The organism is Streptomyces sp. ISL-98 (genome assembly GCF_018614055.1).
GTDB classification, from domain to species: Bacteria; Actinomycetota; Actinomycetes; order Streptomycetales; family Streptomycetaceae; genus Streptomyces; species Streptomyces spiramyceticus.
The window spans coordinates 111,123-128,122 of record NZ_JAGGPB010000023.1 but is presented as its reverse complement, the minus strand read 5'-3'; the positions used below and the strand labels follow the sequence as shown (position 1 = coordinate 128,122).

Annotated in this window: 14 protein-coding genes; 5 read left to right on the top strand and 9 right to left on the bottom strand. The window is 70.2% G+C overall.

The genetic code is table 11. The features are described from left to right. Positions 1 to 21 precede the first annotated feature (21 nt). The 4 genes from J7I98_RS16965 to J7I98_RS16950 all read right to left on the bottom strand — a co-directional run bounded on the left by J7I98_RS16965 (position 22) and on the right by J7I98_RS16950 (position 4,196). Entirely contained in the window at positions 22 to 804 is a 783-nt protein-coding gene (locus tag J7I98_RS16965) for an aldose 1-epimerase (protein WP_214921586.1), read from the bottom strand. Between the two features lie 201 nt (positions 805 to 1,005). Next, positions 1,006 to 1,842: an SRPBCC domain-containing protein gene (locus tag J7I98_RS16960; RefSeq protein WP_214921548.1), complete on the bottom strand. Its 837-nt coding sequence runs from the start codon at positions 1,840 to 1,842 to the stop codon at positions 1,006 to 1,008. 161 nt (positions 1,843 to 2,003) lie between these two features. Further along, positions 2,004 to 3,614, bottom strand: coding sequence for a polyamine aminopropyltransferase (locus J7I98_RS16955; protein ID WP_214921547.1), 1,611 nt, complete (start codon positions 3,612 to 3,614; stop codon positions 2,004 to 2,006). Between the two features lie 63 nt (positions 3,615 to 3,677). Beyond that, a complete protein-coding gene (locus tag J7I98_RS16950) occupies positions 3,678 to 4,196 on the bottom strand; it encodes a DUF2617 family protein (RefSeq protein ID WP_214921546.1) in 519 nt (172 codons plus the stop codon). Positions 4,197 to 4,876: 680 nt separating this feature from the next. On the opposite strand from J7I98_RS16950, the gene J7I98_RS16945 reads away from it, so the two are divergent. Together J7I98_RS16945 and J7I98_RS16940 are read left to right on the top strand one after the other, a co-directional pair. After that, positions 4,877 to 6,067 (top strand): pyridoxal phosphate-dependent aminotransferase, encoded by a 1,191-nt coding sequence (locus J7I98_RS16945; protein WP_214921545.1) that lies wholly within the window; start codon positions 4,877 to 4,879, stop codon positions 6,065 to 6,067. A gap of 153 nt (positions 6,068 to 6,220) precedes the next feature. Further along, positions 6,221 to 7,417: a hypothetical protein gene (locus tag J7I98_RS16940; protein WP_214921544.1), complete on the top strand. Its 1,197-nt coding sequence runs from the start codon at positions 6,221 to 6,223 to the stop codon at positions 7,415 to 7,417. A gap of 25 nt (positions 7,418 to 7,442) precedes the next feature. Here the strand turns inward: J7I98_RS16940 and J7I98_RS16935 are convergent, their stop codons facing one another. Together J7I98_RS16935 and clpB are read right to left on the bottom strand one after the other, a co-directional pair. Next, the gene (locus tag J7I98_RS16935; protein WP_214921543.1) at positions 7,443 to 7,979 is read right to left on the bottom strand and encodes a YbjN domain-containing protein; all 537 of its coding nucleotides are present in this window, start codon (positions 7,977 to 7,979) and stop codon (positions 7,443 to 7,445) included. A gap of 124 nt (positions 7,980 to 8,103) precedes the next feature. Further along, complete coding sequence (gene clpB, locus J7I98_RS16930) at positions 8,104 to 10,743, bottom strand: ATP-dependent chaperone ClpB (RefSeq protein WP_214921542.1); 2,640 nt, start codon at positions 10,741 to 10,743, stop codon at positions 8,104 to 8,106. A 139-nt stretch (positions 10,744 to 10,882) separates the two neighbouring features. Between clpB and J7I98_RS16925 the strand changes: the two genes are divergently transcribed. Continuing rightward, positions 10,883 to 11,299 carry a pyridoxamine 5'-phosphate oxidase family protein gene (locus J7I98_RS16925; RefSeq protein ID WP_214921541.1) on the top strand — a complete coding sequence of 139 codons (417 nt, stop codon included), beginning with the start codon at positions 10,883 to 10,885 and terminating at the stop codon, positions 11,297 to 11,299. Positions 11,300 to 11,445: 146 nt separating this feature from the next. Here the strand turns inward: J7I98_RS16925 and J7I98_RS16920 are convergent, their stop codons facing one another. Next, the gene (locus tag J7I98_RS16920; protein WP_214921540.1) at positions 11,446 to 11,766 is read right to left on the bottom strand and encodes a (2Fe-2S)-binding protein; all 321 of its coding nucleotides are present in this window, start codon (positions 11,764 to 11,766) and stop codon (positions 11,446 to 11,448) included. 357 nt (positions 11,767 to 12,123) lie between these two features. Here J7I98_RS16920 and J7I98_RS16915 point away from each other — a divergent pair, with 357 nt between their 5' ends. Both J7I98_RS16915 and J7I98_RS16910 read left to right on the top strand, forming a co-directional pair. Then, positions 12,124 to 13,107: a helix-turn-helix transcriptional regulator gene (locus J7I98_RS16915; protein ID WP_214921539.1), complete on the top strand. Its 984-nt coding sequence runs from the start codon at positions 12,124 to 12,126 to the stop codon at positions 13,105 to 13,107. Positions 13,108 to 13,219: 112 nt separating this feature from the next. Further along, the gene (locus J7I98_RS16910) at positions 13,220 to 15,244 is read left to right on the top strand and encodes a fibronectin type III domain-containing protein (RefSeq protein WP_214921538.1); all 2,025 of its coding nucleotides are present in this window, start codon (positions 13,220 to 13,222) and stop codon (positions 15,242 to 15,244) included. Positions 15,245 to 15,328: 84 nt separating this feature from the next. On the opposite strand, the gene J7I98_RS16905 is transcribed toward J7I98_RS16910, so the two are convergent. Both J7I98_RS16905 and dnaJ read right to left on the bottom strand, forming a co-directional pair. Continuing rightward, positions 15,329 to 15,775, bottom strand: coding sequence for a heat shock protein transcriptional repressor HspR (locus tag J7I98_RS16905; protein ID WP_214921537.1), 447 nt, complete (start codon positions 15,773 to 15,775; stop codon positions 15,329 to 15,331). Between the two features lies 1 nt (position 15,776). Continuing rightward, entirely contained in the window at positions 15,777 to 16,982 is a 1,206-nt protein-coding gene (gene dnaJ, locus J7I98_RS16900) for a molecular chaperone DnaJ (protein WP_214921536.1), read from the bottom strand. Between the last annotated feature and the right edge of the window lie 18 nt (positions 16,983 to 17,000).

Genomic DNA, 17,000 nt, shown 5'->3' with positions numbered 1-17,000 from the left:
CATGAGCTTAAAGCCGTCGCACTAGAGCCGCCGCCAGGTCCAGGTGGTCGCGATCTCCAGCGGTTCGATCGGTGTGACGAACTGCGGGGTCGTATTCAGACCGTTCGGCGGCCCGGACTGCGGCTCCACGCACACGGCCTCGGGCTGCTCGTCGTACATGACGACCCACTCGGCGCGGCTGGCCACCTTCAGCTCCAGCTGCCCCGGCCAGGTGAGTGTGACGTCCACGCCGTACGGCATCCCGAAGCAGTCGTCCCACGGGCCGGGCGCGGGGTCGATACGCCGCCCGGTCGGGATGTGGTCGTCGCCGCGCTCCTCCTGCCAGGCGGGGGTGAAGTCCACCTGGACGTCCTCGCCGCCGAGGTTCCGCCGGAACCAGGGGTGCCAGCCGGCCTGCGCCGGGAAGGAGTCGCCGTACGTCTCGATCCCCATGGCCAGGGTGAGCGAGTCCTCGGCCAGCTCGAAGGTCTGGGTGACCCGGCCCGGGTACGGCCACGGGTCGGCGAGGTCGTACGTGAACGCGGCCTCGCTCTTCTCGGCGCGGGCGGTGCGCCAGGCGGTGTCGCGGCCGGTGCCGTGGATGGCGTGGGGCGGCGAGTTGAGCGGCAGTTGGTGCAGGGTCGCACCGTTGCGGAACTGCCCGTGCTCGGTGCGGCCGCACCACGGCACCATGGGGAAGCAGCCGTACCGGTCGCCCTGCCGCAGCAGCTCGGTGCCGCCGATACGGAGGCCGGTGATGCGGCAGCCGTTGTCCTGGTCAATGGTCAGTTCGGTGTCGCCCGCCGTCAGTCGCGTCTGTTGGATGCTCACACTCCGACCCTATGGGCTGGGGGAGGGGGCGCGTGGTGCGGTTGCCTGCGGCGCTGGTTCCGCTCCCCGCGAGCGGGGTCTGGGGGGGGAGCACCTCACGCGGCGGCAGCCGCAAAGTGTCACAGCCGGGAAGGGGCCGGGAGGGGAACTGCGCCGCAGGCGACCCGCACCGCCGCCCCGCACCCGCACCGCCCGCTACCGCCTCCGCCGCAGCACCCGGCCCACCACCACCGCCGACGCCAGCGCAATCGCCGCCGCCGGTGCGATCCAGCGGAGGGTGGCGCTGGTCGACGTCGCCTGGGGCGCCGGCACCGGGGCGTAACGCCCGCGCGGTGGCGCGTGGTCGACCTCTTCCGCGCTGCGCCCGATCATCGTGCGCCGCGCATGAGCCGCCTCGGCGGGCGGCTCGCTGGGGGCAGGCACTCCCGGTACGTCCGCCATCGCGTCGAGCCCCGGCGGCGGCACCTCGGTGTCGAACACGGACTCACGCGGTTCCGCGGGGGAAGCGGGGGCAGCCTCCTCCGGGCCACCCTCCGACTCCGCCTCGGCCGCGGCGTCGGCATCGGCCTCCGCCACCGCCTCCCGCCCCGCCTCGTCCACCAGCCTCGCGGTAAACCGGTCCAGCAGCCGATGCGCCGCAGCCAGCGTCGTTTCCGCATCCTGCTCCGCGATGCGGCCCTCGCCACTGGCCGTCCCGGCGTACGTCACGGTCGTACCCCTACCGCCACCACCACCGTCATCGCCCTCGGCCAACCCCACCGTCAGCGCCAGCTTCACCGCACCCGTGCCGCGCGCTTCCGTGCCCTCGCCTTCGACATCGAAGCGGCCGTCGGGCCGGGCGGTGACGCGCAGGGTTCCCCGGTACGTGATCGTGTGGCCGCCGACGCGGAGTTTCAGGCGCCCCGAGAGCGGCCCGGACGCCGTGTCGGCGTCCTGCTGGAGCCCCGGGACGCAGCGAGCGACGCGGGCGGGGTCCCCCAGCGTCTGTCGCAGGGCCTCTGCCGGAACCGGAACGAACACCTCATGCTCCATGGGCCCGAGCCTACTCACGCACACCCACCCGCACCCGCCTCTGCGCGGAATCCGCACGCGCCGCACAGCCCCGCGTACCGCTCGGACCGCGTACCGCACAGCCCGTGCACCACCCAGCCCGTGCGCCCGCGCAGCCGCGTACCGCTCAGCCCATGCACCGCTCAGCTCGTGTACCGCGGGTGCACCAGTGTCGAAGCCGGCACCCCCTGCACCCGCGCCCCCTCCGCCGACCGCTCCCCCGCCCGGAGCGCCTCCGGCGTCAGCGACCGCAGCCGGGGCGCATCCGCCGCGAGGGCGAGCTCAGGGGACGTACCTCTCGCAGCGAGTACGAAACCCCAGTCGTCCGGGGCCGCCGCCGCGCCCGACGCCCGGTCGGGGCCCGCGGTGAAACCGGAGAGGCGGCCGGCCGCACGGTACGGGCGGGTCCGCAGGCCGGCCGCCCGCAGCGTCGCATCCACCGTCCAGTAGACGCGCGGCCGCGTCGCGAGCGGCCCCGCGTGGACGACCAGCCGCCCGCCGCCCGCCATGACACGCGACGCGAGCCCGTAGAACTCCTGGGAGTAGAGCTTCGTGCTCGGCGTAATGCCGGGATCGGGCAGATCCGAGATCACCACGTCGTACGGCGCCTCCCCCGGCCCCTTCTCCCGCAGCCAGGTGAACGCGTCGCAGTTGGTGACCCGCAGCCTCGGATCCCGGTGGGCGTGCTCGTTCAGCGCGGACAGGGCGGGGTCGGTGCGGGCCAGCCGCACGACGCCCGGGTCGAGTTCGATCATGGTCAGCGACTCGACGTCCGGGTAGCGCAGGACCTCGCGCGCCGCGAGCCCGTCACCGCCGCCCAGGATCAGCACCCGCGCGTGACGCCCGCGCATCACGGGGTGCACGAGCGCCTCGTGGTACCGGTACTCGTCGCGGCCGCTGATCCGCAGCCGCCCGTCGAGGAAGAGACCGAGCGGCCCGCGCGGACTCCCGGTGACGACGACCTCCTGCACGTCGGTCTGTACGGCGATGCGCACCTGCGCCCCGTACACCGAACGCCGCGCCGCCCGCTCGAAGTCGTCGACGAGGACGGTCGCGGTGGCCAGCAGCGCGAGAACGACGGCATTCGCGACGACCAGCAGCCAGCGCGACCGCGGCGTCAAGTCCCGCCGGAACAGCAGCAGAACCAGCGCCCCGCCCGCCACGGCATTGACCGCTCCGGTCACCAGCGCACCGGTCAACTGCCCGGCCAGCGGCAGCAGAAGGAACGGGAATGCAAGCCCCCCGACCAGCGCCCCGACGTAATCGGCGGCGAACAGATCCGCCACATCACCGCTCGCGTCCCCGCTCTCGCCGCGCCTGGCCATCCGCTGGATCAGCGTCATCAGCAGCGGAATCTCGGCGCCGATGAGGACACCGATCGTCAGCGAGAAGGCGACAAGCACATACCGCGCCCCGCCGACCCACGCGAAGGTCGCATAGAGCACCAGCGCCGAACACCCGCCGACCAGCGCCAACGCCGCCTCGACCAGCCCGAATCCGAACGCGGCATGGCAGCGCAGCCGCTTCGCGAGCAGCGAGCCGATCCCCATGGCGAAGACCATCACCGAAAGCACGACGGACGCCTGGGTGACGGAGTCGCCGATCAAGTAGGAGGCGAGAGCGACCAGTTCGAGTTCGTACACGAGTCCGCACGCGGCGCAGACGAACACCACGCCCAGCACCAGGAATCGGCCGGTCCGCGGCCGCACAGGCAGGGGCGCCGCGGCTACCGGCTTCGTCTGCAGCACTGGCATTTCGATCACCATGCGAACGCTACGTCACAATTGTCTCACTGCCCGTCACCCACAAGGGTGCAACTACAGCGCGACAGGCATACGCGCGCCGACTCGTGACCGCGTCACCACCAGCCGCCCCTCCTGGGGATACGCATGCCATGTACGCCACCGCACCTGCCCCTCGTGCCGCTGCGCGAGCATCGCGGTGAACGCGTGCGGACTGCCGGGGAACGTGCCCGCGAGGCCGTTGGGGTGGTCGGCGACCAGCGCGAGGAGTTCCTGCGCGCGCCCCGCGAACTGGCCCTGCGAGAGCGTCTCGACGCGCGCCGCGAATTCGTACTCCCACTCCCCGAATCTCTTTGCCACCCCGAGCGGCAGCGGCGTACTGCTGCCCGGCATGCAGGCGACGGTCTCGGAGCAGGCATTTCCGGCCTCGTCCAGGAGCACTTGATGGGACGCGCCGAGGAGTCTCAACTGGAGTGTGGCACAGCCGAGTTGGAGATCGAGTACAGCAAGGGCGGGCAGCGGCTCCCGACCCAGCGCCCACGCCAGATCGGCGGCACGCGTGTCGGTATAGGCGGTCTTGAGTGTCGTGAGCATGTGTGGGCTCCGCAAACAGGCGTTTGGAAGGGTGGACCGGGGTCACCCGGGAAGTGTGATCAGGGGATTCGGGGGACCGCCCGCTCGGGTCCACATGAGGTCCGAGGACTGACGTTCTGCACAGCGAGGGAATCACGAAGCGCGCGCCGCTCATAGCATTTTTACCCAACTTGAAGGGGTTTCCACCCCCTCGGGGGCCAAGCAGTTCAACTGTTCAACAAAAGGGCGCCCGGCGGGAGTTACCCGCCGGGCGCCTGATGTGGTGCATGACTGATGCGAAGGGTGGTACGCGGACCAGCTGCCCCGTGTCAGCTGCCTCCGCCACCACATCCGCCGCCGCCACCGCCGCCGCCGCAGGACGAGCTGCCCCCGCAGGAGGAGCCACCGCTGCTGCCGCACGATGAACCACCGCTGCCGCTGCCGCCCGCCCACCAGCTGCTGCCGCCGCCGCTGTAACGGCCGGACCGATTCCGTCCGCCGCGCCGTCCCGTGACCCTGGTAAGCGCCACGACCACCACCGCCACAACGACCAGTACGAACAACCCGAACTCCATGCCCCTCACCGACTTTCCGATCCCCCGAAGCGAGGCACTCGCTTCTTGCTTCTTGCGTGACAGGGGGATGCCCTCGGCCAACCTCCGCGAAAGCAGACTTGAGCAACTCCAGAGGTTCGGCCCAGGATGGCCGCCATGACGAGGCCGAACGAACGACCGCTGCTCAACCGCCGACTCGCCGAATTCGGTACGACGATCTTCGCCGAGATGTCGGCACTGGCCCTGACGACGGGCTCGATCAACCTGGGCCAGGGCTTCCCCGACACCGACGGCCCCGAGGAGGTCAGGGAGGCGGCGGTCCGCGCGCTGCGCGAAGGCCGCGGCAACCAGTACCCGCCGGGCCCCGGCATCCCCGAACTGCGCACCGCCGTCGCGGACCATCAGCGACTGCGCTACGGCCTGACGTACGATCCCGACACCGAGGTCCTCGTCACCGCCGGCGCGACCGAGGCGATCGCCGCGTCCCTGCTCGCCCTGCTGGAGCCGGGCGACGAGGTCATCGCGCTGGAGCCGTACTACGACTCGTACGCCGCGTGCATCGCGATGGCGGGCGGCACGCGCGTCCCGGTCACCCTCCGCCCGCACGACGGTTCGTACCGTCTCGATCTGGACGAGCTCCGGGCCGCCGTGACGCCCCGCACTCGCCTCATCCTCCTCAACACTCCGCACAACCCCACCGGCACCGTCCTCACCCGCGAGGAGCTCGCGGCCGTCGCCGGGCTCGCCGTCGAGCGCGACCTGATCGTCGTCACGGACGAGGTCTACGAGCACCTGGTCTTCGAGGGCGAGCACATCCCGCTCGCCTCATTCCCCGGGATGCGCGAGCGTACGGTCACGATCTCGTCGGCGGGCAAGACGTTTTCGTTCACGGGCTGGAAGGTCGGCTGGATCACCGCAGCCCCGGCGCTGCTGGCGGCGGTCCGGTCGGCGAAGCAGTACCTGACGTACGTGTCCGCGGGGCCTTTCCAGTACGCGGTGGCGGAGGCCCTGCGCCTGCCCGAGACGTACTTCACCGCGCTGCGCGACGATCTGCGGGCCAAGCGCGACTTGCTGTCGGCGGGGCTTGCGGACGCGGGCTTCAAGGTTTACCGGCCTGCCGGTACGTACTTCGTCACGACCGATATCCGGCCCTTCGGGGAGGACGACGGCTTCGCCTTCTGCCGCTCGCTGCCGGAGCGGTGCGGGGTGGTCGCGATTCCCAATGCGGTCTTCTACGACCATCGGGGGGAAGGCTCGCCCTTCGTGCGATTCGCATTCTGCAAGGGCTTCGACGTCCTCCGGGACGCGGTCGGCCGCTTGAAGGGGCTGGCGGGGTAGGCCGGATGCGGCGTGCGCTGCGGGTTGCCTGCGAAACAGCCCCGCAACGCACGCCCCGGCGTCCCGTACGCCCACTCGGCCGCCCCCCGCTCGCGCCCCCTCCCGCCTCCGCCCATCGTCGGGTTGTACAACCCGCGCGCCCGGAGGTACACCGTGTCCGCCGACACCGCCGAGAGAGCCGCCGTCCGGCCCGCCCCCCGTACCTCCGCGGGCGTCCCCACAATCCGCACCGCCCTGCGCCGCGCCATCCCCGCGCTCGCGCTCTTCGCCGCCGTCCGGCTGGCCGGGCTCCTCGCGGTTGCCCTCACCTCCTGGCACGTCGGCAAGAACCCGCTCACGCGGCTCGGCGACATCTGGGACTCGCGGTGGTACACGGGAATCGCCGCCCACGGCTACGGCCACCGCACCCTCACCTTCGCCGACGGCGCCGTCGTCCAGAGCGACCTGGCCTTCTTCCCGCTCTACCCGGCACTGATCCGGACGCTCACCACCCTCGTCCCCGTCCCGCTCTCATCGGGCGCCGCCGGGCTCCTGATCGCCTGGGCCGCGGCAGCCGCAGCCGCCTGCGGCATCTACCTGATCGGCGAGCGCCTGTACGGCCGCCCCACCGGCACTCTGCTGGTCCTGCTCTGGGCCCTGCTCCCGCACTCGGTCGTGCTGACCATGGCGTACACGGAGCCGGTGCTCGCCGCCTTCGCCGCCTGGTCGCTGTACGCCGTGCTCAGCGGCCGCTGGCTCTGGGCCGGAACCCTGGCCGCGCTGGCCGGTCTGGCCAGGCCCAACGGCATCGCCGTCGCGGCGGCGGTGGGCGCGGCAGCGGCGTACGAACTGTGGAAGCGCCGCGGCCGTATGCCCTGGCAGATCTGGACCGGCGCCGCCGTCGCACCGCTCGGCTGGTGCGGCTTCGTGCTGTGGGTGGGGGCAGGGCGGGGCGACCCGCTGGGCGGGTATTTCGCGGTACAGGCCGGCTGGACCTCGCGCTTCGACTTCGGCGCCGGGTCACTGCGCTTCGTACGCCGCCTGCTGCTCGCCCCCGAGCGCCTGTCGTTCGCGATGGTGCTGGTGATCGTCGCGGCGGCGCTGGTGCTGTTCGCGCTGTTCCTGCTGGACCGCCCGCCGCTGCCGCTGCTCGTCTACACGGCCGTACTGGTGCTGATCACGGTCGGCGGCTCCGGCTTCTTCGAGTCCAAGGCCCGCTTCCTGCTGCCCGCCTTCCCCCTGCTGATCCCCCTCGCGGGCGCCATGGCAAAAGCCCGGCCCCGAGCCGCGGTCGTGGTGACCGCCGCCCTGGCCGGGCTTTCGCTGAGCTACGGGACGTATCTGGTGACGATCGCCCCGGTGCCTTTGTAGGACCGCCCTTTGCAGGACCTCCCGTTCAGGCGTCGCCGTCGCTGTCGCCGTCTCCGTCTGCGGAGTCGACGTCCTTCTCCAGGCCGAGCTGCTCGACGAGCCACTTGTCGAACTCGATCGAGGCCCGCACCCAGCTGACCGTCGACGACACGAAGTGCTCAAGGCTGACGCCGGTGCCGATCAGCATCTGCGCCTCACCGATGAGGCGGACGGTGCCGTCGTCGTGGGTGTGGCTGTAGACCTTGGGCCACAGCGTGCGGCGGTTCCAGTCGTCGATCAGCTCAAGGAGCTGGATCTTCTCCTCGATCTGATGCGGACGGTCGTAGAAGGTACGGACGGAGAAGACCTGCTGGTCGTCCTCGCCGCGGAACATGAAGTACGTACGGAATTCCTCCCACGGCGCGGCGAGGTCGCCCTCGTCGTCGACGACGTACTTCAGCTCCATCTGCTCGAGCAGCTGCTTGACGAGGTCCTGGTCGGGGACGACGGGGCCCGTCGGCCCTTCCGGCTGCGGTTCGGGCTGGCCCCCGAAGTTCGGAATCGAGGAGGGGTCAATAGACATCGCTGGGTACTCCTGAGGATGGCATGCCGTTACTTCTATCGACCCTAGCCCCGATTGCCGTCCGGCAACCCTCCGCCCCGAATCCGCCGGGCCCCGAGTCCGCCTTGCAGCGCTTCGCAGCGCCTCACAGCGTCTTGACCGGCGCCGGGCCCACGATCAGGCCGTCCCCCGCAACATCCACCCGCACCGTGTCGCCGTCCGTGACCTCGCCCGCGAGGATCTCCTTCGCGAGCCGGTCCCCGATCGCCGTCTGGATGAGGCGGCGCAGGGGCCGTGCGCCGTACGCCGGGTCCATGCCCTTGTCCGCCAGCCAGGCCAGCGCGGCCGGGGTGATGTCGAGGGTGAGGCGGCGGTCGGCGAGCCGCTTGGCGAGGCGCCCGATCTGGAGCTCGGCGATGTGCGCCAGCTCGTCCTTCGACAGGGCCGAGAAGACGACCAGGTCGTCGAGCCGGTTGAGGAATTCCGGCTTGAAGGAGGCCCGTACGATCTCCAGGACCTGCTGCTTCTTCTCTTCCTCGCCGGTCTGGGGGTACCCCCTGCTCGAAGAGCTTGGGGGATCGACGAGGCTGTGCCCACTCAAGAACTGACTGCCGAGGTTCGAGGTCAGGACGAGGATGGTGTTGCGGAAGTCGACCGTCCGGCCCTGCCCGTCGGTGAGGCGGCCGTCGTCGAGGACCTGGAGCAGGATGTCGAAGACCTCCGGATGCGCCTTCTCGACCTCGTCGAGGAGTACGACGCTGTACGGGCGCCTGCGCACCGCCTCCGTGAGCTGGCCGCCCTCCTCGTAGCCGACGTAGCCGGGGGGAGCGCCCACCAGCCGCGCCACGCTGTGCTTCTCGCCGTACTCGCTCATGTCGATGCGGATCATGGCCCGCTCGTCGTCGAAGAGGAAGTCCGCGAGCGCCTTGGCCAGCTCGGTCTTGCCGACACCGGTCGGGCCGAGGAAGAGGAACGAGCCCGTCGGGCGGTCGGGGTCCGCGATTCCGGCACGTGTGCGGCGTACCGCGTCCGAGACCGCACGGACCGCCTCGTGCTGCCCGATGAGCCGCCGGCCCAGTTCGTCCTCCATGCGCAGCAGCTTCTGCGTCTCGCCTTCGAGGAGCCGCCCGGCCGGGATGCCGGTCCAGGAGCCGACCACATCGGCGATGTCGTCGGGGCCGACCTCCTCCTTGACCATGGTGTCGGTACGGACCTCCGCCTCGGCGGCCGCGGCCTCCTCCAGCTCCCGCTCCAGGCCGGGGATCTCCCCGTACAGCAGCTTGGAGGCCGTGTCGAAGTCGCCGTCTCGCTGGGCGCGCTCGGCCTGGCCGCGCAGTTCGTCGAGCTTCTCCTTCAGCTCACCGACGCGGTTGAGGCCCTGCTTCTCCTTCTCCCAGCGGGCGTTGAGGCCGCGCAGCTCCTCCTCCTTGTCGGCGAGGTCGCGGCGGAGCTTCTCCAGCCGCTGCTTGCTCGCCGGGTCGGATTCGTTCTTGAGCGCGAGCTCCTCCATCCGCAGCCGGTCGACGGCGCGCTGCAGCTCGTCGATCTCGACGGGCGACGAGTCGATCTCCATACGGAGCCGGGACGCGGCTTCGTCGACGAGGTCGATGGCCTTGTCGGGGAGGAAGCGCGACGTGATGTACCGGTCGGAGAGCGAGGCGGCCGCGACCAGCGCGGAGTCCGCGATCTGCACCTTGTGGTGGGCCTCGTACCGCCCCTTGAGCCCCCGCAGAATGGCGATCGTGTCCTCGACACTCGGCTCGGCGACCAGCACCTGCTGGAAGCGGCGCTCCAGGGCCGGGTCCTTCTCGATCCGCTCCCGGTACTCGTCGAGGGTCGTCGCACCGACCATGCGGAGCTCGCCGCGGGCCAGCATCGGCTTGAGCATGTTGCCCGCGTCCATGGCGGAGTCGCCGCCCGCGCCCGCGCCGACGACGGTGTGCAGCTCGTCGATGAAGGTGATGATCTGGCCGTCGCTCGCCTTGATCTCGGAGAGGACAGTCTTCAGCCGCTCCTCGAACTCGCCGCGGTACTTCGCCCCGGCGACCATCGCGCCGAGGTCGAGCGCCACCAGCCGCTTGTTCTTGAGCGACTCGGGCACATCGCCCTTGATGATGCGCTGGGCGAGCCCTTCGACGACGGCCGTCTTGCCGACGCCCGGCTCACCGATCAGCACCGGGTTGTTCTTCGTACGCCGCGACAGCACCTGTACGACGCGGCGGATCTCCTGGTCCCGGCCGATGACCGGGTCGAGCTTGCCTTCGCGCGCGGCGGCCGTGAAGTCGGTGCCGAACTTCTCCAGGGCCTTGTACTGGCCCTCCGGGTCGGGTGTGGTCACCCGGCGCCCTCCCCTGATCTTTTCGAACATGTCGAGGAGCTTCTTGGCAGTAGCCCCCTCCGCGGAGAGTATGTCCCCGGCCTTGCCGCCCTTGGCTGCGATGCCGATGAGCAGGTGCTCGGTGGAGAGATAGTCGTCGCCGAGCTCCTTCGCCCGCTGGTTGGCGTCGGCGATGACGGCCAGCAGCTCGCGATTGGGCTGGGGCGGGGCGACGGTGGCCCCGGTGACGCTGGGCAGCGCGGCGAGCAGCCGCTCGGCTCCGCCGCGTACGGCCGCCTGGTCCGCGTCCACGGCGGCCAGCAGGTCGATGATGTTCGCGTTGTCCTCGCCCGCGAGCAGGGCCAGCAGCAGATGCGCGGGGGTCAGGTCCGCGTGTCCGTCCTGCACGGCGCGATTGCTCGCCGCCTGGATCGCATCCCGGCTCTTGTTGGTCAGCTCTGCATCCACGTGCGCTCTCTCCTCCTGGCAAACCCTTGCTAAGTGGGCCAATCACCAGCTATGACTCATTCAGCGTGCACAAAGTTGAGTCTATTCCACTCAAGCTTGGGGCGATAGCGAACTGACCCCCGGGACTACGCTTTCAGGCATGCCCATCGACGTACGCAACCCCGGCCCGGAGTACCTGGCCTTCTGGCGCGAGCGCCACCTCTGCACGCTGACGACCCTGCGCCCGAACGGCTCGCCGCACGTCGTGCCGGTCGGAGTGACGTACGACCCGGAGGCCGGGCTCGCCCGCGTCATCACCAACAAGAACAGCACGAAGGTCGCCAATGTGCAGGCAGCGGGCGAGCTGGGCGCGCAGGTCGCCGTCTGCCAGGTGCAGGGCGGGTACTGGGCGACGCTCGAAGGGCGCGCGGTGGTCCGTACAGAGCCGGACGTGATCGCGGACGCGGTACGCCGCTACGCGGAGCGGTACGAGCGGATGCCGTCCCCGAACCCGGACCGCGTACTGATCGAGATCGCCCTGGAGAGGGCACTGGGCCGCGCACCGCTTCCCGAATGAAAACACCCGGGCGTGAAACACCTGGGCGCAGCTGAGACCGGCCGGACCGGCCGGGCGCAGCACAACGGCGCCATCGTGTTCAGGTCCACGATGGCGCCGCTGTGTGGGGGAGCGCCTGGGCGATTTTTAACGACGGGGGAATCGCGTCAGGCGCTGCGGGGGGTGGCGGTGCTGGCATTTGGCTCGATCAGCTGGTGGTCGCGCTGGTCGAGATTGACGAAAACCATGCCGTAGCGCACGGCACAGCGAACGGGTTGTGGAGCCCCCCGGGGCTTGCGGAGGCACCGATAGGCACGGACGTCCTCGTCCTCTTCGCGCGCGACCAGGATCGGTTCGCCGAACAGGGTGACCATCAGCGAGTCGCCACGGTGGGGAATGGCCGTGACCAGGTCGATGAAGTGCCAGCCCGAACGGTAGGCGGTGGCCATTTCGCGCCTGAAGGTACGGTCGTCCGGTGGAACGGTCATGCGTCCGACTTGGCCGGTGCGGTGTCCCAGCCCGAGTCCAACGACCCGGCCTGAACCACATCCCAGCCCGAGTCCAACGACCCGGCCTGGATCACATCCCAGCCGGAGTCCGGCGGGGTTTCCGCTCGAGCGTTGCCCGAAACAAGGCCGGCGCCACTCATCGCCCCGAAGGCCACGGCCGCGGAGAAAAGACCGGCAAGCACCGAGCGAAGCATTCTCTTGTACATAGTCGGCTTCGTCCTCACTTGATGGATTCCTCTCCCCCGCGTCACAAGACGATGGCTCATTCAGGCACGTCAGTGCCACAGGAACGATGCATCATGTTCCTGCACGTTCAGGACCCTGGGGGGTGGAGATTTGCCAGTATTCAGCTCAAACCCGACACATGCCCACGCCGTGACTGAATTGTGCGACGAGGGGGCGCGACTTTACGCCAGTGCATTGGGGACCGGACGCATCCCCCGCGCGGAGGTGGAACCTGCCCCCTGCCTCCTGGAGTTCGCCCTGCTTCATCCCGACCCGGACGACCCGAACTGGCTCCGCCCTGTTCCGCCGTCCGCCGTTCTCGCGCAGCGCCTTCACCCCCTTGAACGCGAGATCCAGGAGCGTAGACGGCTCTCGGTCGAGCTCACCGATGCTTTCGAGCCGTTCATGGCCATCAGCGCCCAGAGTCCGGCGCCCACTCATGCCATCACCGTGCTGGAGGGGTTCGACCGGATCAACGGTGCGCTCAACCTCGCGACCGCCGAGTGCCACAGCGAGATGCTCACGGTTCAACCCGGCGGCGGCCGGAGCGCGAATGTGCTGACGCAAGCACTGGAACGCGACCGGCCGCTGATCGAGCGCGGCGTTCGCATTCGCACGCTTTACCAGCACACCGTCCGCCACAGCCAGGGCACTCTCGCCTACGCGGAGCGCCTGGCCGACGGCAAGCTGGAGATACGTACGCTCGAAGAGCTCTTCGGCCGCCTGATCATCTTCGACCGCACGGTCGCCTTCATACCCGCGCGCGACGACCGCCAAGTCGCCCTGGAACTGCGTCACCCGGGCCTGGTCGACTACCTCGCCGCGGTCTTCGAACAGTTCTGGCAGCGCGCGGTCCCCCTCCAGGAGCAGGTCTCGTACAGCCACACCCCCGACGGCATATCCGGCGTACAGCGCTCGATAGCCAAACTGCTCGTAGAGGGTTACGTGGACGAGGCCATCGCCCGCCGCCTCGGCATGAACGTCCGCACCTGCCGGGCCCACATAGCCAAGCTCGCCGCCACCCTGGGCAGCGGCAGCCGCGCTCAACTCGGCTTCCTCATCGCGCAGTCGGAAATCCTCGACCAAGATCACTGACTGCACCACAGACCTCCGTTGCCCGGGCGCCGGGCCCGTGGCATGATCACGCCCGGCGCTCCCCCCACACTCCTGGTGCCTTCAGACCGGACCGAGAGCGATCCCCAACTCCATGCCTCAGCGTCTCCGCGCTGCCTTCGCGACCGCCGCCGTACTCGGCACAGCCGTCGCCGGCGTCGCCCTGCCCACCACCGCCGCGCAGGCCGCGGTCACTTGCGCCGACGGCGTGTGGAAGGCGACGTACTACGCCAACGCGTCCTTCTCCGGTACGCCGAAGCTCACCGCCTGCGACACGTCGATCAACGAGAACTACGGCACCGGCGACCCCGCCGGAGTCACCCTCCCCAACGACAACTTCACCGTCCGCTGGTCCACCACCCGCGACTTCGGCTCCGGCGGCCCCTTCGCCTTCAGCACCGAAGTCCGCGACGGCATACGCGTGTACGTCGACGGAGTCCGCAAGGTCGACGTCTGGAAGAACGTCTCCACCACCCAGACCAAGACCGTCAACCTCACCATCCCCAAGGGCCGCCACACCCTGCGCGTCGACTTCGTCGCCTGGACCGGCTACGCCAACGTCAAGTTCGCGTACGCACCCAGGACCTCGGCGAGCGTCGACACCGTCAAGCCCCTCACCCCGACCGGAGGGGCGACCACGTACTCGACCTCCACCTACCGGCCGACCGTCACCTGGGCGCGCAACAAGGAGATGGACCTCGCCGGTTACCGCGTCAAGCGCGCCACGGACAGCCAGGGCAACTGGAAGACCGTCAGCGGCAGCACCCTGCTGACCGGCACGTCCTTCACCGACGTGCCGCTGGCGAACGGGCAGCTGTACAGCTACGCCGTCTCGGCCGTCGACAAGGCAGGCAACGAGTCGCCGCTGGGCGGCGCCAAGTACGTCATCACCACCGACCTGCCCGACCCCGTCGCGCCGGCCGGCCTCAAGGCCACCGACACCGCGAAAGGCATCGCGCTCAGCTGGACGCCGTCCGCCGGCGCCGTGCGGTACAGCGTGGCGCGGCACGAGGGGGACAACCTCGGCCTGGTGGCCATCGGCACGCCCACCACGGCTTCGATGACCGACACCACGGCCAAGGACAACACCCGTTACGTGTACGAGGTGAGGGCCCACGACGGATACGGCAACGTGTCCGCCATGTCGACCGTGGGCATCACGCGCGGCGACCACCGAGTGCCGGGTGCGCCGACCGGGCTGACCGCCACGCCCGTGGGCGACTACAGCGTGAAGCTCGCCTGGACCAGGCCCGCCGGCAGCGGCACGGGCATCCGGGTGTACCGCTCCACCACCTCGCCCGTCTCCACCTCGGGCACGCCCATCACCTCCTGCAGCGGGAACTACTCGGCGACCAGCTGCACCGAGTACGGCAACCTGCAGCGCGGCGTGACGTACCACTACGTCGTCACGCAGGTGAACATGGACGGCGTGCAGTCGGCGCCCTCCAACGAGGTGACATACACCCGCCCCGGCGACTCGATCCCGCCCGCCGCCGTCACCGGACTCACCGCGACCGCCACCGAGTACGGCATCAAGGTGGACTGGAACGACAGCCCCGAGCCCGACCTGCTGCGCTACGAGCTCTACCGCGGTGAGCTGATCGAGGACGGGGAGGACACCGTGATCATGGTGGCCAACACCGAGTACCTCGGTCCGGACACCTCGGAGTTCCTGTACCAGGGCCGCCCGGACGGCGACACCTGGGCCTTCTTCGTCGTCGCGGTCGACAAGTACGGCAACAAGCTCGACCACCACACCGTCCCGGGCGGCCATGTCACGGCGACCGAGACCGACCTGGCCCTCACCGTCGAGACCCCGGACGGCTCCCCGCTCGACCTGACCGCCACCGCGGCCGACCCGGGCCCGGGAGCGGCGCTCTCCTGGACGTGCACCACCGGGTGCGGCGACATCACCGGCTTCCGGGTCCACCGCTGGGACCGCGCATCCGGTACGTACACCGAGCTCACCGGCTCACCGCTGCCGGCCGACGCCCGCGCCTTCACGGACACGGCCGCACCGGCGGGCAGCACGTACTTCTACCGCGTGACGGCCGTCCACGCCGACGGCACGGAGTCCGTTCCCGCCACGGACTGGGCCTCACTGCGGCCCGCGGCCTGACCGCAGGCCCTGGCAAACGGCGAAAACGGCGAAGGGGCCGGGAGGTTCACACCTCCCGGCCCCTTCGTATGTCCTTACGACCCCTCAGCCGTCGCGCTTGGGCCGCCACACCACCAGCGCGCTCGCCTGCTGCACGTCCTCGTACCGGACAAGGTCCCGCCGGTACGACGCGTGCACCTGCGCCTCGCGCTGCTGGAGCGCGACCGCCGCACCCTCCACCGCCGTGGAGAGTTCCGCGACCCGTGACTGCAGCGCCGCGACCTGGTTCTCCAGTTCGATGATGCGCTTGATGCCGGCCAGGTTGATGCCCTCGTCCTGCGACAACTGCTGCACCTGTCGGAGCAGTTCGATGTCGCGGGCCGAGTAGCGGCGCCCGCGCCCGGCCGTGCGGTCGGGGGAGACCAGGCCGAGGCGGTCGTACTGCCGCAGGGTCTGCGGGTGCAGGCCGGAGAGCTGTGCCGCGACCGAGATGACGTACACCGGTGTCTCGTCGGTCAGCTGGTATGGATTACGTCGCATGCGCGGGTCCATCTCATGCTCCCTTCGCGGCCTGGAACAGCTCCGCTCGCGGGTCCTCCCCCGCGGTCGCGTCACGGTAGGACTCCAGCGCCTCACGGGCCTTGGCGTCAAGGCCCTTGGGCACCTCGACCTCCACGGTGACCAGAAGGTCGCCGCGGGTGCCGTCCTTGCGGACCGCGCCCTTGCCGCGGGCGCGCATCGTCCGGCCGTTGGGCGTACCGGCCGGCAGTTTGAGGGTGACGGGGGGCCCGCCGAGGGTGGGCACCTTCACCTCGCCGCCGAGTGCCGCCTCCACGAAGGTGACGGGCACAGTGACGGTGAGGTTGTCGCCCTTGCGGCCGAAGACCGGATGGGCGTCCACGTGGACCACGACGTACAGGTCGCCCGCAGGGCCGCCCCGTTCGCCGGGAGATCCCTTGCCGCGCAGCCGGATCCGCTGGCTGTCGGAGACGCCCGGCGGGATACGGACCTGCATGGTGCGCGACGACTTGGCCCGGCCGCTGCCCTTGCACACGTCGCAGGGGTCCTGGGCGATCAGCCCGCGGCCCCGGCAGTCGACGCACGGGTCGGTGAGCGAGAAGCCGCCACCGCCGCCGCGCGACACCTGCCCCGTACCGACGCAGGTCGGGCACACGCGAGGTGTGCCGTTCTTGTCGCCCGTACCCGAACAGGCCTTGCAGGGTGCCTGGCTGGACATGCGCAGCGGGACCGTGGCCCCGTCGACCGCCTCGGTGAAGCTGAGCGTCACCTCGGACTCGATGTCCTGGCCACGGCGCGGCTGTGTTCCCGTACGTGTGCCCGGGCCGCCGCCCCGGTTGAAGAGGCCCCCGAACACGTCCCCGAGGCCACCGCCGAAGCCACCGGCGCCGGTCTGGGCTCCCCCGCCCTGGGCGCCTCCGAAGAGGTCGCCCAGGTCGAAGTTGAAGGAGCCGCCGCCCGCACCGGGACCGGGCCGACCCTGCCTGTCAAAGAGGGCGCCGTTGCCGAAGAGAGCACGCGCTTCGTCGTACTCCTTGCGCCGCTTGGTGTCGCCGAGGACGTCGTTCGCCTCGGAGATCTCCTTGAAGCGCTCTTCGGCCCTGGCGTCACCCTTGTTGGCGTCCGGGTGGAACTCGCGTGCGAGCTTCCGGTACGCCTTCTTGATCTCGGCCTCGGTGGCGTCCTTCGGGACGCCGAGAACCTTGTAGTAGTCCTTCTCGACGAAGTCCTTGGTGCTCATCCCCGACGTCCCTCCTTC